Origin of the sequence: Faecalibacterium duncaniae, from assembly GCF_010509575.1 — a bacterium.
Lineage (GTDB): Bacteria > Bacillota > Clostridia > Oscillospirales > Ruminococcaceae > Faecalibacterium > Faecalibacterium duncaniae.
In genome coordinates, this window is sequence record NZ_CP048437.1 from 439,175 (window position 1) to 461,336 (window position 22,162).

Genomic DNA, 22,162 nt, shown 5'->3' on the forward strand with positions numbered 1-22,162 from the left:
TTAAGTAGATGTTCTATGAAAAAAATTCGAGAACTGATTGTGTTTACGGCATTTCTTGTAGTTGCTTTGTGGAAATTCGATGTGGTGATTGAAGTGCTGAAGTCAATATGGAAAATTGTGTTTCCTTTTGCGCTTGGTGGTGCAATTGCCTTTGTGATTAATGTACCAATGAGTTTCCTAGAAAAGAAAATGCTCGGAAAGATAAAAGAAAATAATAAAATAGGAAAAAAAGCTGCGAGACCGATAAGCCTGCTTCTTACAATTATATTGGTAGCAGGTGTCATTATATTGGTAATGTTTGGTGTGATTCCACAGCTTACACAGACCATGGGAAATCTGATGACGAGTATTTCAGATTTTATTCCACAGATGCAAAACTGGATTCGAGAATTTTCACATGATAATCAGGATATTATGAAATTGGTAGATCAGCTGCAGTTTCAGCCTGATCAGGCAATTAAATGGGGAATAAGTCTTCTTGGAAACGGAGTCGGAAATATGATGAATACGACGATGTCAGCAGTAGGTTCCATTGCCAGTGGATTAGCGACCTTTTTTATTTCGTTTTCCTTTGCATGCTATATTCTTTTTCAGAAGGAAAAATTACATTTACAGGTAAGAAAAGTGATTTTCGCTTTTATTCCAAAACAAAAAGCAGATGCAATTCTTAACATATGTTCGCTGACATATCGGACATTTGCAAATTTTCTTGCAGGGCAGTGTCTGGAAGCAGTAATTCTCGGAATGATGTTTGTTATCACGCTAAGTATTTTAAAAATGCCATATGCACTTTTAATTGGAATTTTGATCGCGTTTACCGCATTGGTTCCTATCTTTGGAGCCTTTATTGGCTGTGCCGTGGGAAGTTTTCTGATCTTTATGGTAAATCCAAAACAGGCAGTTTTATTTATTATAGTTTTTCTGCTTTTGCAGCAGATAGAAGGTAATCTGATCTATCCTCATGTGGTTGGCGGATCAGTAGGACTTCCATCAATTTGGGTACTGGCGGCAGTTACAATCGGCGGAAATCTTATGGGAATTATAGGTATGCTGATTTTCATTCCACTTGTATCGGTATTTTATACTATATTCCGGGAGTTCGTATATCTGCGCCTAAAAAAACAACATATAAAACGAGTAACGAGAACGGATGTGGAAGAGTATGCGGAGGAGGAAATTGCGTCATCCTTTATTGTGCCGAATGAAAAATAATGATGTGATACAAATATAAATGAAGTGTAATGCCGATTATTAAGACGTTATAAAAATAGATTACGAAGGAAGAAGATATTATGAAGAAAATAGGAATCATGACAGACAGCCACAGTGGAATTTTGAGTGAAGAAGCGCAGAGACTCGGAATTAAGGTACTACCGATGCCTTTTTATATCGGAGAGAAAGTGTATCGTGAAGGAGTAGATCTTTCCAGAGATGAATTTTATGATATGCTTCGAAAGGGCGTAGATGTATCTACATCTCAGCCGTCACCAACAGAAGTTATGGATATGTGGAAAGAGATGCTGAAAGAATATGAGGAGATTGTTTATATTCCTCTTAGCAGTGCTTTAAGCGGGTCCTGTATGACAGCAGAAGCCATGGCAAATGAAGATGAATTTGCCGGTAAGGTGTTTGTCGTAGATAACGGTCGTGTGGCAACCCCGATGCATCGTTCTGTTCTTGATGCAGTAGAAATGGCAAAAGAAGGATACAGTGTAGTCGAAATCAAGAAAATTCTTGAAGAAACCAGAGAAAAAATGACAATTTATATCGGGCTCAGCACACTGAAATATCTCAAAAAAGGAGGAAGAGTCAGCTCTGTGACAGCTTTGGCAGCAGATGTCCTGAGTATCAAACCTGTTATGCATTTCAGCACAGGAAAGCTTGATATCTACCAGAAATGCCGTGGTATGAAGAAATCACGTAAAGTTATGATCGATGCAATGAAGCATGAGCTGGAAACGAATTTCCGAGAAGAATATGCTGCTGGTAAAGTGTACCTGATGGCGGCGTCCAGCAGTACCGATGAAGTGACAGAAGAATGGGTAAACCAGATTAAAGAAAGTTTCCCGGGAATGGAAGTCATGTGTGATAAACTTTCCTTCGGTTTGTCCTGTCATATCGGTCCGGATGGACTGGGAATCGGATGCACCTGTAAGCCAGTGTAAAAAACTGCTCCGGAGAAGATAAAATAAAAGATTAGGGTGTCAAAAGGTTTATAGCCTTTGATATAAATTTGTACCTTGAAAACTTAACACGATATGTAAAAACATTGGATTCTTTGGTAAAATGTAGGTAGCATTTTATGAGGTGATCTATATGTCTTTTGTTAAAAATGATAATCAACAGCTTACTGTTTTAGACAGTACTTTTAATCTTACAGAACGCGAAAAACGAATGTTAGAAAAATCATGGGCAAAAATTTTGCAGACAAAGTTTTTCCTGCTATTGATGAAAATATTTTTTCTGTTCTTTACAGTAAAAAAGCATCCAGACCTAATACTCCGGTCAATGTGATTGTTGGGGCACTGATTCTTAAAGAAGCTCTTAATGTTACTGACGATGAGATCGTTGAAGCTATGGCATTTGATATCCGCTATCAGTATGCACTGCACACAACCAGTTTTGAAGAGCAGCCAATTAGTGACAGAACCCTCAGCAGGTTTAGAGCAAGAGTTCTTTCTTACGAAACAGAGCATGATGTTGATCTTTTCATGAATGTGTTGTAAAAATGGCAAAAGAAATATCTGATTTTATGGATATCACTCCGGATTGGCTTACTTGTCAACTGTTTTTTGTAATATTTTTAAAGTTTTTAGGTATAAAAACAGTGGCTTTCTATGACAGAAAACCACTAAAATGATGCTTAACTGAATGGCATTGCTTTATCACCACTTTGAAAATGGTTGTTTTATGGCGGATAATCAGACAGTTTTGGATATAAGAGATGATCTGGGAGCAACCATGAATGAATGCAGGGAAGTGACCGAAAAGTACCGCACAGGACGGAGTGCATATTTACGGCTCGAACAGTTGTTTATGCGATTGTTTGCAGGATTATTATAGCAGAAAGAAGAGGTGTTCGATATGTGTACAGCAGCAACTTACAAAACAAAAGATTTTTATATGGGCAGAACGCTTGATTATGAATTTTCCTATGGGGAACAGATCACGATAACGCCAAGAAATTACGAATTTGATTTCCGGTTTGCCGGGAAGATAAAAAGCCATTATGCTTTGATCGGAATGGCATTTGTTGCAGAAGGTTATCCGCTTTATTATGATGCTGTTAATGAAAAAGGCCTTGGAATGGCAGGTCTTAATTTTGTCGGCAATGCGGCATATGAAGAGGCTTTGCCGGAAGATGAAACAGAAGTCAGCCAGGTGGCACAGTTCGAGTTCATCCCATGGACCCTTACACAGTGTGCTACTGTAGCAGACGCGAGAGAGAAGCTGGCAGCAATGAGACTGACAGGTACAGCATTCAGTGAACAGCTGCCGACAGCACAGCTTCACTGGATCATTGCAGACAAAGACTCCTGTATCGTTGTTGAGTCTATGAAAGATGGGCTGCATGTATATGATAATCCGGTAGGAGTGCTTACCAATAATCCACCATTCCCGAGTCAGATGTTTGCACTGAATAATTATGCCGGAGTATCCAGAAAACAGCCGGAGAGTACTTTTGCAGGAGTATTACAGCTTGATGCATATAGCAGAGGAATGGGTGGAATGGGAATACCTGGAGATCTTTCCAGCCAGTCAAGATTTGTGAAAGTTGCCTTTACAAAATTAAATTCGATCTCCGGTGAAGAAGAGGATGAGAGTGTAAGTCAGTTCTTCCATATCTTAGGATCCGTAGATCAGCAGCGTGGATGCTGTGAGGTGACAGAAGGCAAATATGAGATCACGATATACACGTCCTGTTGTAATACAGCAAAAGGTATTTACTATTATACGACTTATGATAATCATCAGATCACAGCGGTTGACATGCATGCGGAAAATCTGGATTCAGATCAGCTGATCTGTTATCCGCTTCTGTCCAAGGGCGAAGTCAGATGGCAGAATAAATAATACGAAAATGCACGGAGAAAGCATAACGCAGAACAACAGGAGGACAATATCGAGATTGTATGGAATGCAGATGTTAGGTTGATAATTGTGCAAGCACCGCCTGCACAATTTGTGCAACAAAAAAGAGGAGCCAGTCCAGACTCCTCAAAGGTACGTTATTTCAAAAAGTTGCTCTTGTGTTCCAGCGCGTGCAGATTATAGCCAAGTGTAGCCAGGTGCGCTACCTTCAGCGCAACCAGATTGATGTCGGTGGACATCGCACTGGCGATCTGCTCGGCTGTGTATCCATACTCATAGATGTAGCGAAGAACTTCATCGCTGTCCATCAGGATCTCTGCCGCTACGATGTTGGCTTCATATTCCGGTTTGGATTTCATGTCGTAGAGCATGAACTCATGAATCGGGGTGGTTTTCGCCATATTCCGGTGAAGCTGGTCATGCCCTAATTCATGTGCGCACACGATGCGCAGCATATTTTCATCCAGACTGTTATTCAGGAAAATAAAGCGATTCCGCTTAATCACCCGGTACATTCCCTTCAGGGAACCAAAATTTTCGCAAAGCATGACATTGATACCAAGCTGCCTTGCAATTTCAAAAGGGTCTCTGGAACCGCAGCGTTTTACCAGTTTCTCACCGACCAGTGAAAGCTGTTCCGCATTCATCATACCACCTCCAGTTTACAGTATAGCGAAAAGTGTGTACGATAAATATCACTGATCGGATTTTTTACGCCTCGTTTTCGGGGCGTATTTTTTATTGTTCTCTTTGGCAATCCAGTAGGCATCGGTCAGAGCTTTATAAGCTCCTTCGATGGCATCTTCGCTTAATTCGCCGCCAGCGAACATACCGGTCACTTCACTGACCAGTTCTTCAATATCTTTCGCTGCTTTTGCGCCGCCTTTTTCATGGGCTTCTACAACATAGGTGCCGCTGCTTCCCAGCAGATACTCAGTAGTAGTATTCAGCGCATCCGCGATCTTCTGGATCGTAACCATATTGGATGGTTTACGGCTGCCAAGCTCATAATTCTGAATTGTGCGGGCGGTTACACCGGCCTTCTCTGCAAGTTCTACCTGAGTTAAATTGGCTTCTGTTCTTTTTTCTTTCAACCTTTCTTTGAAGACCATAGGAATACCTCTTTCTTTTTTGATTACGAACACGAACACTTTTTCATAAAAATCTATTGACACGAAAAACTGTGCTTGCTATAATGACGATGAAAACACGAAATATAATTCGTGTAATTATAGTATCACAAGAAATGCTGTGTGTCAATGCGTTCGTGAAAAGTTGTTCGTGCTTTCGCGAACGGAGAGGAGGAATACGAGATGCAAAGAGTGATCCTTCACTGTGATATGAATAATTTCTATGCCTCTGTCGAGTGTATGCTGAATCCGGAACTGAAGAACAAGCCGGTGGCAGTGTGTGGTTCTGTGGAGGAACGGCATGGTATTGTACTTGCGAAGAACTATGCAGCAAAGGCGTTTGGCGTTTCCACGGGAGAGGCAATCTGGCAAGCAAAGCAGAAGTGCCAGGATCTTGTGATCGTGGAGCCGCACTATGAGCAATATATGAAGTTTTCAAAGCTGGCTCGTGAAATATACGGTCGCTATACCGATCAGATCGAGCCGTATGGGATGGACGAATGCTGGCTGGATGTGACCGGAAGCGGCTGTATGGGAACCGGATTTGAAATCGCAGATGAGATTCGTAGAACGGTTAAGTTTGAACTGGGACTTACGATTTCCGCAGGAGTGAGCTTCAATAAGATTTTTGCCAAGCTTGGGTCGGATATGAAAAAGCCGGATGCGATTACCTGCATCGAAGCAGATTCATTCCGGGAGAAGATTTGGTGTCATCCTGCCTCTGACTTGCTTGGAGTCGGCAGAGCGACCGAGAAGGTTCTATCCAGTTATGGGATTCATACCATTGGAGAACTCGCTGCAACATCGGATGATTTCCTGAAATGCCGCCTTGGGAAGAATGGACTGGTGATTAAGAAATATGCCAATGGACTGGATGATTCACCGGTTATGCGTTCCGATTATGTCTCCCCAGTAAAGAGCATTGGGCACGGGATAACGACCATGCAGGATTTGGAGAATAACGCCGAAGTCTGGTGTGTCATGCTGGAACTGGTGCAGGAGATCGGAACCAAGCTGCGAGCACATAAAAAGAAAGCTGGCGGAATAGCGATTTCCATCCGCAACAACGAGCTTTACACGAAAGAGTGGCAGTGCCGGATTGGTATTCCGACACAAAGCCCTACCTATCTGGCGAAAACTGCATTTGCTCTGTTTGCAAAGAACTATCAGTGGGAGCATCCGATTCGTTCAGTGACGGTTCGGGCAATCAACCTGTTTGAAGAGGATTGTCCGATACAATACGACCTATTCACTGATGTGAAATCACTGGATCGCCAGGAACGCTTGGACGCAGCGATTGAGCAGATTCGATTCCGATTCGGGAAAGATGCGATTAAAAATGGGGTACTTTTTCAGAAAAGCAAGATGCCGACAGAGCGAAAAGTGGATTTGGTTATGCCGACAGGAATGATTGGTTAATACAGCACCGGCAGAATCTGGTGAGTTCTTTGCTAAAAGAAGTCAACACATTCGCCGGTTTACAGAGAAGGAGCGTAGAATATGTCGGAACAGAAATGTAGAAAAGTATATGTACCTGTGAATTTAGATGTGGATGCAGAGGGAAATATCCGTCCGCGTCTGATTCGGTGGATTGACGGACGGGTGTATGAGATCGACCGATTGAAGCATAAGTGTCGGGCTGCTTCCACGAAGGTAGGAGGCTGCGGAATCCGCTATACGGTCATGATCGGTGGGCATGAGAGCTTCCTGTACAACGAAGATGAAAAATGGTTCGTTGAAGCAAAGGAGCAGTGCCTATGATCCTTTCGCAGAAAAACATAGAGGAAATCGCTGTTGCAGTGATAAGAGATTTTCAAAAGTCCTTTTTCGGCAGCGAAGCAGATGATCCGACGAGATTCGCGCTTCCGACACCCATTGACCAGTTTGCATCCGATTATCTGAACCTGAAGGTGTCATTTCAAAAGTTGTCCTCGGACGGAAGCATCTATGGTCTGACCGCGTATGTGGATACAGAATATCAGATAGAGGTTGATGGAAGTCAGAGGAGCATCTTCCTGAAAACCAATGATGTGGTTCTGGATAAGAGCTTCATTGAACCGGAGAATATTCGGAAACTCTGCGGAAAACGCAGGTTTACGCTGGCACATGAGTGCGCCCACCAGATACTGTTTCAGCTGGATGCCGATGACCGAAAGATAGCCTGCCATAAGAGAACGGAAGTGCGAGAAAATGGCTCCCGCGTTCTGAGAACGCAGGAGGATTGGAACGAATGGCAGGCCAATGCGCTGGGAGCTGCTATTCTGATGCCTCAGTCAGAGGTGGATCGGGCGATGTGGTTCATTAACAGCAGAAAGCCTCTGACTTGTTATGGATGGCATTTTTATGACAAAGACCAGGTGAAAATAGATACTTTCTGTAGTGTCTTTGGCGTTTCGAGATCGGCAGCTGCTATCCGCTTGGAACAACTGGGCTATTTGAACCGGAAAAAGGATTATGAATATCGTGATCCATTGGAGGTGTGGCCATGAGCAGGAATATCAGAGTATCGGAACCATCTGCGGAAATGCAGATTAAAATCATCCGGGCAAAGGATGCAATCGCTTCGCAAAAGCCCAGGACTGTCAGGTGCCCTTATTGCCGACACAATTCAATCATCGTCTTTGAGGACACCAGAGGACATGTGCAGACCAAATGCAAGGCCTGCGGACGCGAGACCGTTTTCAATGTTTTGGAGATGAGAAGATTACGGAGATTGCAGCTCTACTATTCGTCTTTGAATGGCTGAGATGACAATAAATAACCCTATTAACACAATTTTATAAGTCATAGCTGTGCTGTGGAGCCGCTGACAGGCGAAGTCTTCCGAATGCCGCATGAAACAGAATTATGGGATAGCCCATGTTCTGTTTTATCGGCACAGGATTTTTTCTTCACCGTCATGCGGCTCCTTTTTTGACCTTCCGTCGGTCCGGTTCTGTACCGGCTGTGCGGAAGGAGAAACGTATGTATTTTGACGCAAAAGAGTTTGGTAAGAGACTTCACGATGTTCGCACTTCCCGTGGCATTACGCAGGAGGAGCTGGCGGTTCGCCTGGGACTGGCAAGCAAGCAGCATGTCAGCCGTATGGAGAACGGTGAGCGCAGTTGCTCAATTGATTTGCTGATTGAACTGTCCTGCATCCTCCATGTCAGCACGGATTATCTTCTGATGGGCAGCGAGCCAAGCAAAGAGAAAGTTAAAAATGATCTTTTGAGCATTATTTCGGAGCTGTCTACGATTGCGAAGAAAATCTAAAAAGCATTAGGCGCAATATAACTGCTGACGGCGTAGAATCATGGTGGCTAACTTGGTGGATACCTTGATGGGTGTCATCCTCTAAGTTATCATGGGTTGTATCATGGGTTGCGTCATAGGACTTATCATTGGCTGTACCCATGATAGAGTAAGCATGAGTGATTTGAGCACCCTCACTGCCGTGGGCAATAAGGTGGATACAAAGATTCAAAACTGTGTGTGGGATGTCCGGCGATTTATCTTGCTCACTAACTTGGTCATTGACTAAGTTTTTCTGACTAAGTTGGCAATTTACATTTTTCAAGATGACTCTGAAATCTGTTGCCGTTGAGAAAATTTTCGGATTATATGCCGCTGTATATCCAGGCGGCTTTTCGGTTTCCCTGACGATTTTGCGTAGGCCGCTTCCATGACACTCCATGTATTTCATGCGGTGGAACGGGTCAGCAATCACAGGGCTTGCCATATTGAACGGATACTTTTTAGTGTCAAAAACAATTTGGAAAATAAAAACGGAAAGTACGTTGTTATTTTATGAATTGCGGCGTATAATAAGATTATAAGAAAATAAAAACGAAAAAACTGTTTTTAGAGGAAGACTACCTATGAAAATACTCCGCATCACCGCACAAGGACTCCAATTATTCAAAAAAGACTTGGATATTTGCTTTTATACGCAGCAACGTGTTTGCGAAGAGGACAAAGATAATCTTTACCGTTTGATGGATAACTACTATCTCCACTCTGCCTGTGCTTTCATTGGAATTAACGCATCTGGCAAGACCTCGGTATTAAAGGTCATTAGCTTGGCCTTAAATATTGTGAAAAATGAGCCCATCAATCATGTGGAGGCAAAAAGCATTCTTGGCGGAACGAAGAAGGCTACAATCCGCACATATTTTTATGATAAGCGTAGCTACGTCTGCTGCTTGGAAACTGTAATTGCGGCAAAGAAGTCGAAAACAGGGGAATATGTGTATTCGATTCTGTCTGAAAGCCTTTGGGAAAAACCGATTGCAACCGTTAAGTCGAAAAAGTATCTGACAGATTTTACAGGAATGAAGCCTGTAGAGCAGCGTAATAACGATGAAGCATACCTTTCTGATGATGTTAGCTTTATCATTGCGCATAATAAAAAAGCGAATGATACAGTGGAAATATTTAGCCTGCTTTCCTATACGAATGTGAATGTGCTTCCATTTACCGAAGATATTCCATTGGAGGTAATTGCATTTCTCGATCCGACCATTGAGAAATTGTGTTTTGAACAGACAGAGGGAAAAACATTTATCCACTTGAAGTTTAAGGATGAAAAAGAGATTATCCTGAATAATGCGGCAGACCTTGAGCAGTATCTGTCCTCTGGTACGATTAAGGGTATTATTACATTCTCGATGGTAAAGGAAGTTCTTCATTCAGGTGGTTATCTTCTGGTAGATGAAATAGAGAATCATTTCAACAAGGAAATTGTAACGACCTTAGTGCGCTTCTTTATGGACAGCCGACTGAACAAAAATGGCGGAACGCTTATTTTCACTACGCATTATCCGGAACTGCTGGACGAATATGACCGAAATGACGGAATTTGCATCGTTAGAAACCGTAATGGCATCACAGCAGAAAATTTGAGCTATATATTGAAACGTAATGATATTAAAAAGAGTGATGCTTACCAGAGCGGCTTCCTTGAGGGAACAACGCCAGCATATGAAGCGTATATGCGCTTGAAGAAAAGCCTGGCTGCTTCAATCAATTAAGGAGGTAGCAGAATGGAGTTAGAACTAACAGTATGAGGAACAATATACTGCATGAATGTAAATATTGCTTGGATATGTGGACTATTGTCCTTGAAATGCTCCTTTAAATATGATATCATTAGTTCGTACAAGGCGAAATAATGAAATGGAGGCTCTGACATGATCGTTTTAGACCTTGAGTTAAAGGAAATCTATGGATTTAATGATTTTCATATCAATTTCAGTTATCCCAAAAAGATTGTCAATTCGATTATCGATCAGGAACATCTGAAAGGAAGAGAGCGATTTCGCTATAAGAAGGCTGTAATTCTTATGGGTGCAAATGCTACCGGAAAGACCAGCCTTGGAAAGGCTTTGCTTCGTATTTTTGGATATATGACTGATGGAAATCCAACACCGCTGTATGAGATGGTTGCAGGCGATAAAGGATACTTCAGTATTGATTTTGTGAATGGTGATTATCGCCTGCAGCGGTTGTCAGCTCAGATTGATGCATCCAGTCAGGAGATTGACATTCAGTATCAGACCGCAGACATTGATACGATGGATTCGTATGAAAAATGTGTAAAGAAGCTGAAAGATCAAACGATAGAGGCAACCAGAACCGCTACAGCACTTAAGAAGCTGGTAGGTGCTGTTCGATATCGTTTTGCATATCCTGAAATAGAAAAATCTTTGAAACTTACAGGTGCAAATAAAAGCATTTTGTTAAAGACACTGCGTGCTGTTATTGGAACGCTTGATCCTACATTGCAGGACGTTAGTTTATCAAAAGATTTGAAGGATACCTTTATTATTCGGCGCGGTGGAACGGAAATCATCATTCAGGAAGGTAAACTGCTGAATCGGGAGATACTGTCCAGTGGTACAGCAGAAGGAATAGATGTCGCAATGTTCCTTGCTGCAATGGCGACAAAAGAAAGCAGTTTCTATTATTGTGATGAACATTTTTCTTATATTCAGAGCGATATTGAAAAACGGATTTTCGGTATTATGCTGGATCGTATCGGAGACGATGAACAATTGATTTTTACAACGCATAATACAGATATGCTGGATTTGAACCTGCCGAAACATAGTTATGTGTTTTTGCGTAAGCATCTGGAGGAAGATGTATATCAGGTTTCTGCTGTTTCTGCATCGGATGTACTGAAACGAAATACAGACTCTTTACGCTGTGCGGTCGAGAATGATGTGTTTGCCTCGCTTCCGCAGGATTCCCTTTTGGACGAGTTGGAAATGGGGTGGGAAGATGAACAATAAGTGCATCTATTATGTAGAAGGCCCCTGTGAACAACAACTGATTGCAGCCTTAAAAGAAGCACCGGAAAGATTGATCCCGGGGAAGATAAAGGTCTTCAATGTGGTGCAGAATTTGATTCCTAAGTCACAGATGTTGTCTATTCAGGCGGGAACGACTGTCGTTTTGGTATTTGATACTGATGTGCCACAGACATCAAACCTTAAAAAGAACTTGGAACTTCTCACCCGGTATTGCGGAAAGCTGAAAATCATTTTTCTTCCACAAGTTCTGAATTTGGAGGATGAATTGGTTCGGTGTACAGACGTGCGAACTGCGATGGAACTGACCAAAAGTGGAAGCGTTAAAAATTTCAAGACGGACTTTTGTAAGATGAAAACAAAAGATTGTCGTTCTATGCTTGAGCGTCATAAGCTGGATTATGCACGATTGTGGATGACAAAAACGCCTGAAGCATTTAGTTTTGTGGAGAATAATAGTTCTCAAATTAAAACATTATAATCTTTGATGCCTCGTTGGGAAACCAACGGGGTATTTTTTTGCCTCAATCTGGCTGTATAGAACACTGAAAAAGTCAAAACGAACCGTAGGTAGTCCTGCAAGGACAACCAAAGTGCGCCTACGAGGCCAACGCGAAATCGGAGGATTCTTGTTAAACTTACTTTGTAAGGACGAAAGTCCGGATGTTCCTTGAAAACTGAATACTCATTCTTCAGGTACATTCCTGTTTGGTCGAGCCTTCGACTGCACGCCATGAAGCCCATCGGGGCGATAGCGGTTTCGCAGAAGCAAATGCCGGATTGCAACCGGCGGCGGTGTTAAAACCAGACAGGGACAATGATACTTCCGTAATTCGCGGTCCGGCCATAAGGAAGGCGGGATGGTTAAATTCCAATGGAGCAGTGAAGCACACTGCCGCCTGTGAGAAATCCTACATCTCTGGGGTGATAAGAAAAAGTACAGAGAAACCATATTTTCAGAAAGCACTGCTGGGTGCTGTATCAGCATGATACCTGGCAGGCTTTATCCATATCAGTGTATGGAGATTGGAGACAACAGCAAATGAAAGAAAACTGGGTTTATCGGCGAGGTGATTTATATCTCGCCAATCTCGGTGTTCCGGTCGGATCAAAGCAGGGCGGTGTTCGTCCTGTTGTGGTTCTTCAGAATGATGTCGGCAATTATTATGCGCCGACGATCACGATTGCTCCGCTGACATCGAAAATTGAGAAGAAGCGAAAGCAGCCAACACATTTCTTTCTCCGTAAAGCAAAGGGACTGGCAAAACCGTCTATGGTATTGGCAGAACAGCTCGACACCTGCGACAAGATATGCGTGATTCGCTATCTTGGGCGGGTAAGTAAGGGGCAGATGCGTGGGATTGACGAAGCTGTAAGGATTCAGCTTGGTTATTATATTCCGGAACAGGCAGAGAAAAAAAGACAGGGCAAATGCCGAAAGGATGGCGAAGAAGGCGATGGATAAACTGATTACAAGGAAGGAAGCAGCCAGTATATTGGGAATCAGCGTAAAAACACTGGATGCTGCAAGAACAGACGGGTTGATCTCCTATGTTCAGTATGTGGAAAACGGCTGCGTTTATTTCACGGAAGTGGGGATTCAGGAGTACATTGCAAAATGTACGCACCGTGCAAAACCGATGGAACGTGCTGCGACATATCGCAAACCTCGAAGCTTTCGGCGGTGAAAATCGACATCGTTGAGTATGAACGATGAATCCGCAATAATGAAAGCAACAACAGGATTGGAGGTAATGATATGGCGGCAAGAAGAATGATGCTTCCCGATTATGGTACGGTGAGTATGAAGGGAACGCAGTATTATCGAACCCGTGTGACAGATCAGCAGGGACGGCGGGTTTCCTTATATGCAAGAACGAGAGAGGAACTGTACCAGAAGGAACAGGAAGCGATCCAGCAGATTGAGAACAAGACGTATCGCCGCAGTACACCTACAGTGGAGGAGTATTGCGAGAAATGGCTGCTGATGCAGTCGGCACAGATCAGGATGACAACGCTGATTGACTATACATCGAAAGTGAAGAACTACATCATTAAGCCATTGGGCGATATGCATATGGGAGATGTAACAGCAGATGACATTCGCCTGGCACTGCTGGCGGCATCAAAAAAGTCGGCATCCGTGTACAAATCGGTGAACGTTATATATAAGTGTATTTTTACGGCAGCAATGGAGAGCAAGATCATTGATGAGAATCCGACCATCTATCTGAAGAAGAATGTGGGAGGGATTCCCCAGAAGGACCGCCTCCCGCTTACGGATGAGCAGGTGGATAAGCTGCTGGATGCCATTTACGGCTTGCCGCCGTATGTGTTTGTGATGCTGGGGCTGTACGCAGGATTGCGGAGAGAAGAAATCCTCGGACTTCAATGGGATTCGGTGTATCTTGATTGCGAGGCTCCGTACCTTACCGTTCGGAGAGCCTGGCATACGGAGCATAATCGTCCGGTGATTCTGACAGAGCTGAAAACAAAGGCAGCGCATCGGAACGTCCCACTTCCGGACAATCTTCTGGAATGTCTGAGAGAGGCGAAGAAGACATCAACATCGGATTATGTGGTTGCAAACCGGGATGGAGACCCTTTGTCCTATACGCAGTTCAAGAGATTATGGCAATATATCGTAACCCGTACCACCAAGGAACGCTGCTATTATCGCTATGAAGATGGCAAGAGGGTAAAGCATACAGTGAAGCCGGTTCTGGGACAAAAGGCAGCACACAATGGAAATGTGGTTTACAGTCTGGACTTTGAGGTGACTCCACATCAGCTGCGGCACACCTATATTACGAATCTGATTCATGCTTCGGTTGATCCGAAGACAGTTCAGTATCTTGCCGGTCATGAAAGCAGCAAGATCACCATGGATATTTACGCCAAGGTGAAATATAATCGCCCAGAGCAGCTCGCAGGAGTGCTTGAAGATGCTTTTGCATCGTGGGATTAAGAGTAAATCAGAAAAAACTTGGGGCAGGGATGGTCAAAAATCCCTGCCCTTTTTACATACATTCGACATCCTTGAAGGAAGTGGTGTACGCCATGATAATAAGAGTAGCAACACCCAATGTATGAAGATAGACGAGGAGGAGAACACATGGCTAAAGGAAAAAAGCGCCCTGCTGAACTTCCGGAATACGGAACAGTGATGATGAAAGGGGTACAGTATTACCGCACCCGGATTACAGATGCAGACGGAAAGAGAGTGGCGATTTATGGGCTGACACGCGAAGAATTATATGACCGGGTGGAAGATGCCCAGAAGAAAATTGCAGAAGTGGTTTTCCACAGAGAGAATCCGACCGTGGAAGAGTACTGCGAAAAATGGCTGCTGATGCGGTCTGGAACGGTAAGAACCAATACGTTGGAGGGATACGAGCGGATGGTGAATCGGTACATCGTGGGGCCGATTGGACAGATGTATATGGATGAGGTGACCACAGATGACCTGCGGCTGCTGATGGTTCCGCTATCAAAAGGTTCTTCCGGAATGTATGGCCAGCTCAATATGCTGATTAAGAACATTTTTAATTCGGCAGAAGAGAGCAAGGTGATCAAAGAAAATCCATCCAAAACGATTTGTGCAAGAGGCGGAAAGCCTGCGAAACGGCGCGAAGCTTTGACGGATGAACAGACTGCCATTTTGCTGGATAGCATTCGTGAGCTTCCACCGTATGTTTTCGTGATGATCGGCTTGTACGCGGGACTGCGTAGAGAAGAGATTCTCGGATTGAAATGGGACTGTGTATTCCTGGATGAAAAAACACCGTACATTTCCGTAAGGCGTGCATGGCACGTAGAAGGCGGTGCACCGGTAGTCAACACACTTTTGAAGACTCCGGCAGCGAAGCGAGATGTTCCGATTCCCAAATGCCTGGTAGCCTGTCTCAAGGAAGCAAGGGAAAAATCAGAATCGGAATATGTGATCTCGAATTCGAAGGGAACTGTTTTGACGGAAACACAGTTTGTGAGGGCCTGGAAGTACATAACAGTCCGTTCTACCGCAGAACGCTGTTATTACACTTATGTAAATGGACAGTCCATCAAGCATAGAATAAAGCCAAGGCTTGGTGAGCATCAGCCGAATAATCCCAAGCTGGTGTATACGATGGACTTCAAGGTGACTCCGCACATGCTGCGGCACACCTATATCACCAATCTGATTTACAAAGGTGTTGATCCTAAGACGGTGCAGTATCTGGCAGGCCATGAGAACAGCAAAACGACTATGGACATCTATGCGAAAGTCAAGTATAATAAACCAGAAGAATTAAGCAGCGTTGTGAATGCTGCATTCGGGCTGCGTTAAACGGCACCAAAAATTTCGCGATTTCGTGGGTTTACCTATGGGTTTACTGAGAGATGGAAGCCCGAAAACCCGCATGAATACTGGACTTTTTGGATCATGGTCAGGTGAATACGGTCTGAAGGCTGCACGTCGTGCACCCCAGTTCTCCAAGCGCTGATTTGTTTCAGATGTATCTTTACGGCTCTGCTTCGGCAGAGCCGTTTTTTGTTTGTTACGTTCGTGCGCACAAAAAGAACACCCCCGCGCCTTTGGGCCGGGGGTGTTCTGCTGTGATAGGGAATGTCAGGTGGAAGCGGAAAGCATCTTTTGCAGCTGGGTCTTGGCCCGGTAGTAGGTCACCCGGGCCCATGCGGCGTTGTGGCCGAAGATCAGCCCGATGCGCTCAAAGGGCAGCTCGCCGAATACCCGGAGGCTGAACACCTCTTTGTAAGGCTCGTCCAGCGTGTGCAGGCACTGATGTACAGTGAATGCCGCATCCCGGTCCACCAGCAGCTGGGCAATGTCCGGAGTGTCGGCGGGGGCGGTTTCGGCATCTTCCAGCGGGGCAGTGCGCTTTGTCCGGCGGCAGTGGGAATAATAGGCGTTGCGGGCCACCGTGAACAGCCATGCCCGTACATCCTGCCGGTCATCGTAGTCCTTCAGACCGTCCAGTGCCTTGAAGAAAGTTTCCTGCGTCAGCTCCTCGGCCAGCGCTTCGTTGTGGGTCAGGCCCTGCAGGAACAGAAACACATCCCGGAAATAGAGCCGGTAAACGCTGTCGATGTCCATAGGCTCAGCCCTTCTTATAGTCGATGCCGTATTCCTGGTCGGTGCCGTAGGCGTAGTCAAAGGTACCGTCCGGGTTTTCCTGCACGATGTAGCGGTCTACCAGCTGTCCATCGCGGTAGTACAGGGTCTGGTCTGCGCAGTCCACGGTCAGCAGCTGGGTGCGAGACACCATGACCCATACAGTGGATCGATCAGAATCCACCAGGGCTGTCAGTACCCGATGCACGCCCGGAAAGCGGTAGCGCATGGCCCGCACAGTGATCTGCGGCTTGCCCCAGCTGAAGGTGCCCTCCATATCCAGCCAGACACCCTCGCCCTGCACTTCCAGAATGCAGATGTCAGCGCCATTCTCTTTGCGGTTGTATGTCCAGAAATGAGCCTGCTCTGTGGTGGCCGGGACGCGGGCAGTGCCCATCCAGAATATCATTGCCAGAGCGCACAGGGCTGCCAGCACAGAGCCAATCGCTGCACGGATGCTCCTTCTTTGCAGGGCGGCCCTGATCCTGCGCAGGGGCGCATCCGGCTGCGCTTCCGGCCGCACCGCCACCGGCTGCTCCATCTGTTCCAGCTCGGCGCGGCAGGCTTCACATTCGGCCAGATGCTCTTCCACCAGCGCGTTGCTGGCCTCACTGGTGATGTGCTCCGCATACAGCGGCAGCAGGTCACGGATGATATCACAATTCGTTTTCATCGTCTTTTGCCCTCCTTTTTCATGGCCTTTCACCCCAATAACGCAGAAAAGGAGAAAGCGTTACAGGTTTCTGCAAATTTTTTGCAGGATCAGCCCTTCTCCTGCCAGAATAACCCGCCGCTGGTCTGGAACAGGGGCCAGGGGTTCACGCTCTTGCTGCCGAGTTTGAAGTCCATGGTCAGCTCCTCGCCCAACACGCCGACAGCCTGCCCCCGCTCCACAGTCTGCCCGCGGGTCACGGAGAGCTCCTGCAGGCCATACAGATAACTGCGCACGCCGCAGCCGTGGTCGAGGACCACGGTGCTGCCGGTGAGAGCCAGATCGCCCGCAAAGACCACCACGCCGCCTGCCGGGGCGCGGCAGGGCTCACCGGGGATGGTGTAGAGCCGGGTGGAGTTGGAGCGGCTGCCCTGCTGGCCGCCGGTCACCTTGACCTGACCGAAATCCACCAGCGTCATGTAGTTTTCTGCCGGGCAGAGGAAGGCACCGGCCCAGAGTTTTTCCCGCACGGGCTGCTCGTACAGGGGCCAGATGTTGTTCCGGAACTCGGTGTTGGCAGCCTCGGTGGATGCAGGTTCCGGCTCCACCTCCACGGTACCGAAATCCTTGGGCAGAACGGTCAGCGTCCGGGCAAAGGTCTCGCCGTTGACGGTAACGTTGACCGTGTGCCCGCCCGCCGAAGCGTTGTAGGCGGCGGGGATGTAGGCACGCCAGCCGCTGCCCAGCCGGACGCACTGAACGCTGCCCAGGTCGGTCTCCACAGCGGGAGCGGTCTCGCCGGTCAGGCCGGTGATGGAAAGCGCCGCCACGCCGCCCTGCTCCAGCCGCTCGGTGGAAAGGGCGACCTCCGCGCTGGCCTGCAGGGTGAACCGGAAGGAGTAGCTGTACCAGCCCGTGGGTTTGGCCGGGTGCTCCACGCCCAGGTTCTTGCGGATGGCACCGGTGGAGCCGCCCTCAAACTGGGTGGCAAGATAGTCCTGCGGCAGCCGCCAGACCGTCAGCTTTGCCTTGTAATTCCCGTTGGCAGGGAAGAGAAAGTCCTCGTACTGAGAGGCTGACCCCGCAAATACGATGCTGCCGATGTCGGTTTCAATGGTCAGGGTGGTGTAGCTGGCCCAATCGGGCAGGGCGAGGGCTGGGTGTGCGTCATACAGCACGCCCAGTTTCTGCACGGTGAGCGTTTCGGGGCTGGTGAACACCTTATCGAACACGCCGCCCAGCAGCGGCACCTGCCAGCAGGAGCCGTTTACTTCCAGCGCCTGCCCGCCGAACTGCGTGTCTGCCGCCGGGCGGGAACCCTCGCCGGTAAAGGAATAGCTCACGGTCATCACCGCGCCCAGCAGCACGGCAATGCCCAGAATGACACCAACGACCCACAACAAAAATCGTTTCATGGATATGTACTCCTGTTACAAAGCCGCATCTCTGCACCTGGCTCCCCTGCCAGGGGAGCTGGCCGCGCCGGAGCGGGGAATGAGAGGTTGATTTCAAATCAATGCGGCGTATAAAAAAGCGCACCACAGCTTGCAGGGACAAGCCGGGTGCGTTTTTTGGTGTTTGGTTTATTCTGCGGCATCCTCGGCAGAAGGATCTTCTGCGGGCTGCTCTGCGGCAGGCTCAACGGTCTCAGCCTTATCCTCGCCAAACAGCAGACGCTCGTACTCGTCCAGCTCCTTCTCACGGCGGTGCAGATAGACAGCCACGGCGGCCAGCGCACCGGCCACAGCGGCCAGCGTGGCGATAACAGCGATCAGACAGGATTTCTTCATAGGACACACTCCTTTTCTGGTGGGGAACGGTGGTTCATGGAACCGGAGTTCATTTTGATAAGGCTATTATACCCGGAAAAGCAAAAAATTACAATCCGAAATGCAGAAATTTCATCAATCCGGGCAATCACAGCAATTTGGTCAGCAGCAGCTTTTTGTAGGCCTTGAAGGCACCGGGCAGGGTGTACGCGGCCTCCAGCTGCTCCTTTCCGGCCCAGACGCAGCCTGCGGGGGCGGGCTGCTCCGGCACAGTGAGGAAATAGCCGCTCTGGTGCCACTCGATGTGGGTGAAAATGTGCTTGGCCGCAGGCAGGGGCGTGAAATGTGCCCCTGTGCAGTCCAGCCCCAGGGCAGCAAGGCGGGCGGCGGTCTCTGCGGCGGTGAGGGTGGTATCCTCCCACAGCACCGGCTGCCACAGCCCGGCCAGCAGGCCCTTGGCGGGCCGCTGCTGGAGCAGCACCCGGCCCTCGTTCAGCACCAGCGCCACCGTGACCGGTGTGATGCGCCGGGCCTTGGGGGGCGTTTTCTGGGGCAGGGAGAGGGCGGTGCCTGCGGCCCGGGCCCGGCAGAGCGTGCCCAGCGGGCACTGCTCACACAGAGGTGCGCCGTTGGGCAGGCAGACCAGCGCACCCAGCTCCATCAGGGCCTGATTGTAGTCTCCGGCTTTTGCGGGCGGCTGGTGCTCCATGACCCGTGCCGTGAACTCCCGCTTCACCTGCGGGTCGGTGACCAGCCGGGGGTCGTTGTAGAGCCGGGCAAACACCCGCAGAACGTTGCCGTCCACGGCGGGAACCGGGAGACCGAAGCTGATGGAGGCAATGGCCCCCGCCGTGTACTCCCCGATGCCGGGCAGGGCCAGCAGGGCGTTGTAATCAGCAGGCAGCTGCCCGCCGTACTGGGCGCAGACGATCTTCGCTGCCTTCTGCAGATTGCGCACCCGGCTGTAATAACCCAGCCCCTCCCACAGCTTGTGCAGCTTTTCCTCCTCACATCCGGCCAGCGCGGGGATATCCGGCAGGGCGGCAAGGAAGCGCTCGTAGTAGGGCAGCGCCGCCGAGACCCGGGTCTGCTGCAGCATGATCTCGCTCAGCCAGACATGGTAGGGCGTGGGGTCCTCCCGGAAGGGGAGGATGCGGCGGTTGGCGTAGAACCAGTCCAACAGGGCAGGAGCGATATTTTCCACTTGTATTTATCTCCTTGTTGAAAACAACCCTCTCCGTCATTGCTCCGCAATGCCACCTTTCCCGAGGGGAGAGGCTATGCTGCCTTTATCCAAGAGCCGCAATAGGCTCCCCCTTCGGGGGAGCTGGCAAAGCCGACAGGCTTTGACTGAGAGGGTTGAATTTAATCCTTAGAAACCGTAAGCGGTGCGGGGGAAGGGCAGCACGTCACGGATGTTCTGGATGCCCGTGAGGTACATGATCATCCGCTCGAAGCCCAGGCCGTAACCGGCGTGCTCCACGCCGCCGAACTTGCGCAGGTTCAGGTACCACTCGTAGTTGGTCTTGTCCATGCCCAGCTCGTCCATGCGGGCTACCAGCTTGTCGTAGTTCTCCTCGCGCTGGCTGCCGCCGATCAGCTCGCCGATGCCGGGCACCAGCATATCAGCTGCGGCCACGGTCTTGCCGTCCGCGTTCATCTTCATGTAGAAGCTCTTGATCTCCTTGGGGTAATCGGTGACAAAGACGGGCTTCTTGAACACGACCTCGGTCAGGTAGCGCTCGTGCTCGGTCTGGATATCCACGCCCCACTCCACAGGGAACTGGAACTTCTTGTTGTTCTTCTTCAGGATCTCAATGGCCTCAGTGTAGGTGATGCGGCCGAACTCGCTGTTTGCCACCAGCTCCAGGCGCTCGATCAGGCCCTTGTCGATGAACTGGTTGAAGAAGGCCATCTCATCGGGGCAGTTGTCCAGCACGTAGCAGATGACGAACTTGGTCATGGCCTCGGCGGTGTCCATGTAGCCCTTCAGGTCGCAGAAGGCCATCTCGGGCTCGATCATCCAGAACTCGGCGGCGTGGCGGGTGGTAAAGCTCTTCTCCGCACGGAAGGTGGGGCCGAAGGTGTACACCTTGCCAAAGGCCATGGCCATGGCCTCAGCCTCCAGCTGGCCGGAAACGGTCAGGTTGACGGGCTTCTCAAAGAAGTCCTGGCTGTAATCCACGGTGCCGTCCTCGTTCTTGGGCACGTTCTGCAGGTCCAGCGTGGTGACCTGGAACATCTCACCGGCACCTTCGCAGTCGGAAGCGGTCAGCAGGGGAGAGTGGGAGTAGATGAAGCCATTCTCCTGGAAGAACTTGTGGATGGCGTAGGCAGCCACGCTGCGCACGCGGAATGCGGCGTTGAAAGTGTTGGTGCGGGGGCGCAGGGTGGGCATGGTGCGCAGATACTCCATGCTCATCTTCTTTTTCTGCAGGGGGTACTCGTCTGCGGGGCAGTCGCCCAGGATCTCCACGCTGTCGGCGTTCAGCTCAAAGGGCTGCTTTGCCTGCGGGGTCAGGACGATGCGGCCCACGATGCGCAGGCTGCTGTACAGGCCGGTGTGGATGACCTCCTCGTAGTTTGCCAGCTTGCCTGCCTCCAGCACGACCTGCAGGGTCTTGAAGCAGCCGCCGTCCGACAGGGCGATGAAGCCGATGTTCTTGGAATCACGGATGTTCTTGGCCCAGCCGCACACGGTGACCACCGTGCCGTCGGCGGGAGTGTTCTTGTACAGCGAGACGATCTCAGTACGTTCCATCTTTTTTTCCTCCGATATAAAAATAAAAAGACAGCTTTGCCCTGAATTTTCAGGGCGAACAAGCTGTCTTGTAATGTCCGCGGTGCCACCTGAATTACCGGAAGTGTCCGGTCGCTCGCGCGCTCCAATAAGCGCTGCCCTGGTAACGCTGGGCTTTGCGGCGCACCTACTGGCGGCGGAATGCCGTGTTCAGTTTGCAGCTCCCGGGTGTTCATTCGCGCACTGGCCCGCACGCGGCTCTCAGCTGCTGCCGCGCTCTCTGGAGCGTCCGGAATGCGTTACTTTTCCCGATCCTTGCTTTTCAGTAATTCTAAAAATAGCACAGCAGCACCGGTTTGTCAATCGGCTTTTT

Annotated in this window: 24 protein-coding genes, 1 pseudogene and 1 other annotated feature; of the genes and pseudogenes, 16 read left to right on the plus strand and 9 right to left on the minus strand. The window is 48.5% G+C overall.

Annotated elements, in window-relative coordinates; genetic code table 11:
- Positions 1–15 precede the first annotated feature (15 nt).
- The 5 genes and pseudogenes from GXM22_RS01945 (at position 16) to bsh (ending at position 4,074) form a co-directional block, all read left to right on the plus strand.
- Positions 16–1,212 (plus strand): AI-2E family transporter, encoded by a 1,197-nt coding sequence (locus GXM22_RS01945; protein WP_005929815.1) that lies wholly within the window; start codon positions 16–18, stop codon positions 1,210–1,212.
- 80 nt (positions 1,213–1,292) lie between these two features.
- Complete coding sequence (locus GXM22_RS01950) at positions 1,293–2,165, plus strand: DegV family protein (RefSeq protein ID WP_005929812.1); 873 nt, start codon at positions 1,293–1,295, stop codon at positions 2,163–2,165.
- A gap of 243 nt (positions 2,166–2,408) precedes the next feature.
- Positions 2,409–2,726, plus strand: coding sequence for a transposase (locus GXM22_RS01955; protein WP_005929809.1), 318 nt, complete (start codon positions 2,409–2,411; stop codon positions 2,724–2,726).
- Between the two features lie 154 nt (positions 2,727–2,880).
- Positions 2,881–3,063: pseudogene (locus GXM22_RS15385) on the plus strand (hypothetical protein); the annotation flags it as partial.
- Between the two features lie 21 nt (positions 3,064–3,084).
- The gene (gene bsh, locus GXM22_RS01965) at positions 3,085–4,074 is read left to right on the plus strand and encodes a choloylglycine hydrolase (RefSeq protein WP_007890377.1); all 990 of its coding nucleotides are present in this window, start codon (positions 3,085–3,087) and stop codon (positions 4,072–4,074) included.
- A gap of 155 nt (positions 4,075–4,229) precedes the next feature.
- Here bsh and GXM22_RS01970 read toward each other — a convergent pair whose 3' ends face one another.
- Positions 4,230–4,742, minus strand: coding sequence for an ImmA/IrrE family metallo-endopeptidase (locus GXM22_RS01970; RefSeq protein WP_005929797.1), 513 nt, complete (start codon positions 4,740–4,742; stop codon positions 4,230–4,232).
- 45 nt (positions 4,743–4,787) lie between these two features.
- Positions 4,788–5,204, minus strand: coding sequence for a helix-turn-helix domain-containing protein (locus GXM22_RS01975; protein ID WP_002576372.1), 417 nt, complete (start codon positions 5,202–5,204; stop codon positions 4,788–4,790).
- A gap of 201 nt (positions 5,205–5,405) precedes the next feature.
- Between GXM22_RS01975 and GXM22_RS01980 the strand changes: the two genes are divergently transcribed.
- The 4 genes from GXM22_RS01980 to GXM22_RS02000 all read left to right on the plus strand — a co-directional run bounded on the left by GXM22_RS01980 (position 5,406) and on the right by GXM22_RS02000 (position 8,477).
- A complete protein-coding gene (locus GXM22_RS01980) occupies positions 5,406–6,641 on the plus strand; it encodes a DNA polymerase Y family protein (RefSeq protein ID WP_005929791.1) in 1,236 nt (411 codons plus the stop codon).
- An 81-nt stretch (positions 6,642–6,722) separates the two neighbouring features.
- Positions 6,723–6,983, plus strand: coding sequence for a hypothetical protein (locus GXM22_RS01985; protein WP_002576370.1), 261 nt, complete (start codon positions 6,723–6,725; stop codon positions 6,981–6,983).
- On the plus strand, positions 6,980–7,711 hold the full coding sequence (locus GXM22_RS01990; RefSeq protein WP_005929788.1) for an ImmA/IrrE family metallo-endopeptidase: 732 nt from the start codon (positions 6,980–6,982) through the stop codon (positions 7,709–7,711). Before GXM22_RS01985 ends, GXM22_RS01990 begins: the two co-directional genes overlap by 4 nt.
- A 475-nt stretch (positions 7,712–8,186) precedes the next feature.
- Complete coding sequence (locus GXM22_RS02000; protein ID WP_005929781.1) at positions 8,187–8,477, plus strand: helix-turn-helix domain-containing protein; 291 nt, start codon at positions 8,187–8,189, stop codon at positions 8,475–8,477.
- On the opposite strand, the gene GXM22_RS15435 is transcribed toward GXM22_RS02000, so the two are convergent.
- The gene (locus GXM22_RS15435) at positions 8,455–8,943 is read right to left on the minus strand and encodes a hypothetical protein (RefSeq protein WP_007890379.1); all 489 of its coding nucleotides are present in this window, start codon (positions 8,941–8,943) and stop codon (positions 8,455–8,457) included. The two genes, GXM22_RS02000 and GXM22_RS15435, sit on opposite strands and share 23 nt — an antisense overlap.
- 139 nt (positions 8,944–9,082) lie before the next feature.
- Here GXM22_RS15435 and GXM22_RS02010 point away from each other — a divergent pair, with 139 nt between their 5' ends.
- The 7 genes from GXM22_RS02010 (at position 9,083) to GXM22_RS02050 (ending at position 15,842) form a co-directional block, all read left to right on the plus strand.
- Positions 9,083–10,234, plus strand: a complete 1,152-nt coding sequence (locus GXM22_RS02010) for an AAA family ATPase (protein ID WP_005929775.1) — start codon at positions 9,083–9,085, stop codon at positions 10,232–10,234.
- A 159-nt stretch (positions 10,235–10,393) separates the two neighbouring features.
- Entirely contained in the window at positions 10,394–11,497 is a 1,104-nt protein-coding gene (locus tag GXM22_RS02015; protein WP_005929771.1) for an AAA family ATPase, read from the plus strand.
- A complete protein-coding gene (locus GXM22_RS02020; protein WP_005929767.1) occupies positions 11,487–11,996 on the plus strand; it encodes a hypothetical protein in 510 nt (169 codons plus the stop codon). The genes GXM22_RS02015 and GXM22_RS02020 overlap by 11 nt, the downstream gene beginning before the upstream one ends.
- A 561-nt stretch (positions 11,997–12,557) precedes the next feature.
- Positions 12,558–12,980, plus strand: a complete 423-nt coding sequence (locus GXM22_RS02030) for a type II toxin-antitoxin system PemK/MazF family toxin (protein ID WP_002576364.1) — start codon at positions 12,558–12,560, stop codon at positions 12,978–12,980.
- A complete protein-coding gene (locus GXM22_RS02035; RefSeq protein WP_002576363.1) occupies positions 12,973–13,203 on the plus strand; it encodes a MerR family transcriptional regulator in 231 nt (76 codons plus the stop codon). Before GXM22_RS02030 ends, GXM22_RS02035 begins: the two co-directional genes overlap by 8 nt.
- 71 nt (positions 13,204–13,274) lie before the next feature.
- On the plus strand, positions 13,275–14,483 hold the full coding sequence (locus GXM22_RS02040; RefSeq protein WP_007890382.1) for a tyrosine-type recombinase/integrase: 1,209 nt from the start codon (positions 13,275–13,277) through the stop codon (positions 14,481–14,483).
- A 147-nt stretch (positions 14,484–14,630) separates the two neighbouring features.
- Positions 14,631–15,842 (plus strand): tyrosine-type recombinase/integrase, encoded by a 1,212-nt coding sequence (locus GXM22_RS02050; RefSeq protein ID WP_035393358.1) that lies wholly within the window; start codon positions 14,631–14,633, stop codon positions 15,840–15,842.
- Positions 15,843–16,124: 282 nt separating this feature from the next.
- On the opposite strand, the gene GXM22_RS02055 is transcribed toward GXM22_RS02050, so the two are convergent.
- The 6 genes from GXM22_RS02055 to asnS all read right to left on the minus strand — a co-directional run bounded on the left by GXM22_RS02055 (position 16,125) and on the right by asnS (position 21,810).
- On the minus strand, positions 16,125–16,610 hold the full coding sequence (locus GXM22_RS02055) for an RNA polymerase sigma factor (protein WP_005929744.1): 486 nt from the start codon (positions 16,608–16,610) through the stop codon (positions 16,125–16,127).
- Between the two features lie 4 nt (positions 16,611–16,614).
- Complete coding sequence (locus GXM22_RS02060) at positions 16,615–17,301, minus strand: anti-sigma factor family protein (RefSeq protein ID WP_005929742.1); 687 nt, start codon at positions 17,299–17,301, stop codon at positions 16,615–16,617.
- A gap of 89 nt (positions 17,302–17,390) precedes the next feature.
- Positions 17,391–18,695 carry a murein hydrolase activator EnvC family protein gene (locus tag GXM22_RS02065; protein ID WP_005929740.1) on the minus strand — a complete coding sequence of 435 codons (1,305 nt, stop codon included), beginning with the start codon at positions 18,693–18,695 and terminating at the stop codon, positions 17,391–17,393.
- A 168-nt stretch (positions 18,696–18,863) separates the two neighbouring features.
- Positions 18,864–19,070 carry a hypothetical protein gene (locus GXM22_RS02070; RefSeq protein WP_005929737.1) on the minus strand — a complete coding sequence of 69 codons (207 nt, stop codon included), beginning with the start codon at positions 19,068–19,070 and terminating at the stop codon, positions 18,864–18,866.
- Between the two features lie 127 nt (positions 19,071–19,197).
- Positions 19,198–20,253, minus strand: a complete 1,056-nt coding sequence (locus GXM22_RS02075) for an A/G-specific adenine glycosylase (RefSeq protein WP_005929731.1) — start codon at positions 20,251–20,253, stop codon at positions 19,198–19,200.
- A 168-nt stretch (positions 20,254–20,421) separates the two neighbouring features.
- Positions 20,422–21,810, minus strand: a complete 1,389-nt coding sequence (gene asnS / locus GXM22_RS02080; protein WP_005929728.1) for an asparagine--tRNA ligase — start codon at positions 21,808–21,810, stop codon at positions 20,422–20,424.
- A 47-nt stretch (positions 21,811–21,857) separates the two neighbouring features.
- Positions 21,858–22,114: a binding site (T-box leader), on the minus strand.
- Positions 22,115–22,162 lie beyond the last annotated feature (48 nt).

What these genes read in the sequence shown, in the direction of transcription:
- GXM22_RS01945 (WP_005929815.1), top strand. Translation starts at nt 16, where the DNA reads ATGAAAAAAATTCGAGAACTGATTGTGTTTACGGCATTTCTTGTAGTT.
- GXM22_RS01950 (WP_005929812.1), top strand. Translation starts at nt 1,293, where the DNA reads ATGAAGAAAATAGGAATCATGACAGACAGCCACAGTGGAATTTTGAGT.
- GXM22_RS01955 (WP_005929809.1), top strand. Translation starts at nt 2,409, where the DNA reads ATGGGCAAAAATTTTGCAGACAAAGTTTTTCCTGCTATTGATGAAAAT.
- bsh (WP_007890377.1), top strand. Translation starts at nt 3,085, where the DNA reads ATGTGTACAGCAGCAACTTACAAAACAAAAGATTTTTATATGGGCAGA.
- GXM22_RS01970 (WP_005929797.1), bottom strand. Translation starts at nt 4,742, where the DNA reads ATGATGAATGCGGAACAGCTTTCACTGGTCGGTGAGAAACTGGTAAAA.
- GXM22_RS01975 (WP_002576372.1), bottom strand. Translation starts at nt 5,204, where the DNA reads ATGGTCTTCAAAGAAAGGTTGAAAGAAAAAAGAACAGAAGCCAATTTA.
- GXM22_RS01980 (WP_005929791.1), top strand. Translation starts at nt 5,406, where the DNA reads ATGCAAAGAGTGATCCTTCACTGTGATATGAATAATTTCTATGCCTCT.
- GXM22_RS01985 (WP_002576370.1), top strand. Translation starts at nt 6,723, where the DNA reads ATGTCGGAACAGAAATGTAGAAAAGTATATGTACCTGTGAATTTAGAT.
- GXM22_RS01990 (WP_005929788.1), top strand. Translation starts at nt 6,980, where the DNA reads ATGATCCTTTCGCAGAAAAACATAGAGGAAATCGCTGTTGCAGTGATA.
- GXM22_RS02000 (WP_005929781.1), top strand. Translation starts at nt 8,187, where the DNA reads ATGTATTTTGACGCAAAAGAGTTTGGTAAGAGACTTCACGATGTTCGC.
- GXM22_RS15435 (WP_007890379.1), bottom strand. Translation starts at nt 8,943, where the DNA reads ATGGCAAGCCCTGTGATTGCTGACCCGTTCCACCGCATGAAATACATG.
- GXM22_RS02010 (WP_005929775.1), top strand. Translation starts at nt 9,083, where the DNA reads ATGAAAATACTCCGCATCACCGCACAAGGACTCCAATTATTCAAAAAA.
- GXM22_RS02015 (WP_005929771.1), top strand. Translation starts at nt 10,394, where the DNA reads ATGATCGTTTTAGACCTTGAGTTAAAGGAAATCTATGGATTTAATGAT.
- GXM22_RS02020 (WP_005929767.1), top strand. Translation starts at nt 11,487, where the DNA reads ATGAACAATAAGTGCATCTATTATGTAGAAGGCCCCTGTGAACAACAA.
- GXM22_RS02030 (WP_002576364.1), top strand. Translation starts at nt 12,558, where the DNA reads ATGAAAGAAAACTGGGTTTATCGGCGAGGTGATTTATATCTCGCCAAT.
- GXM22_RS02035 (WP_002576363.1), top strand. Translation starts at nt 12,973, where the DNA reads ATGGATAAACTGATTACAAGGAAGGAAGCAGCCAGTATATTGGGAATC.
- GXM22_RS02040 (WP_007890382.1), top strand. Translation starts at nt 13,275, where the DNA reads ATGGCGGCAAGAAGAATGATGCTTCCCGATTATGGTACGGTGAGTATG.
- GXM22_RS02050 (WP_035393358.1), top strand. Translation starts at nt 14,631, where the DNA reads ATGGCTAAAGGAAAAAAGCGCCCTGCTGAACTTCCGGAATACGGAACA.
- GXM22_RS02055 (WP_005929744.1), bottom strand. Translation starts at nt 16,610, where the DNA reads ATGGACATCGACAGCGTTTACCGGCTCTATTTCCGGGATGTGTTTCTG.
- GXM22_RS02060 (WP_005929742.1), bottom strand. Translation starts at nt 17,301, where the DNA reads ATGAAAACGAATTGTGATATCATCCGTGACCTGCTGCCGCTGTATGCG.
- GXM22_RS02065 (WP_005929740.1), bottom strand. Translation starts at nt 18,695, where the DNA reads ATGAAACGATTTTTGTTGTGGGTCGTTGGTGTCATTCTGGGCATTGCC.
- GXM22_RS02070 (WP_005929737.1), bottom strand. Translation starts at nt 19,070, where the DNA reads ATGAAGAAATCCTGTCTGATCGCTGTTATCGCCACGCTGGCCGCTGTG.
- asnS (WP_005929728.1), bottom strand. Translation starts at nt 21,810, where the DNA reads ATGGAACGTACTGAGATCGTCTCGCTGTACAAGAACACTCCCGCCGAC.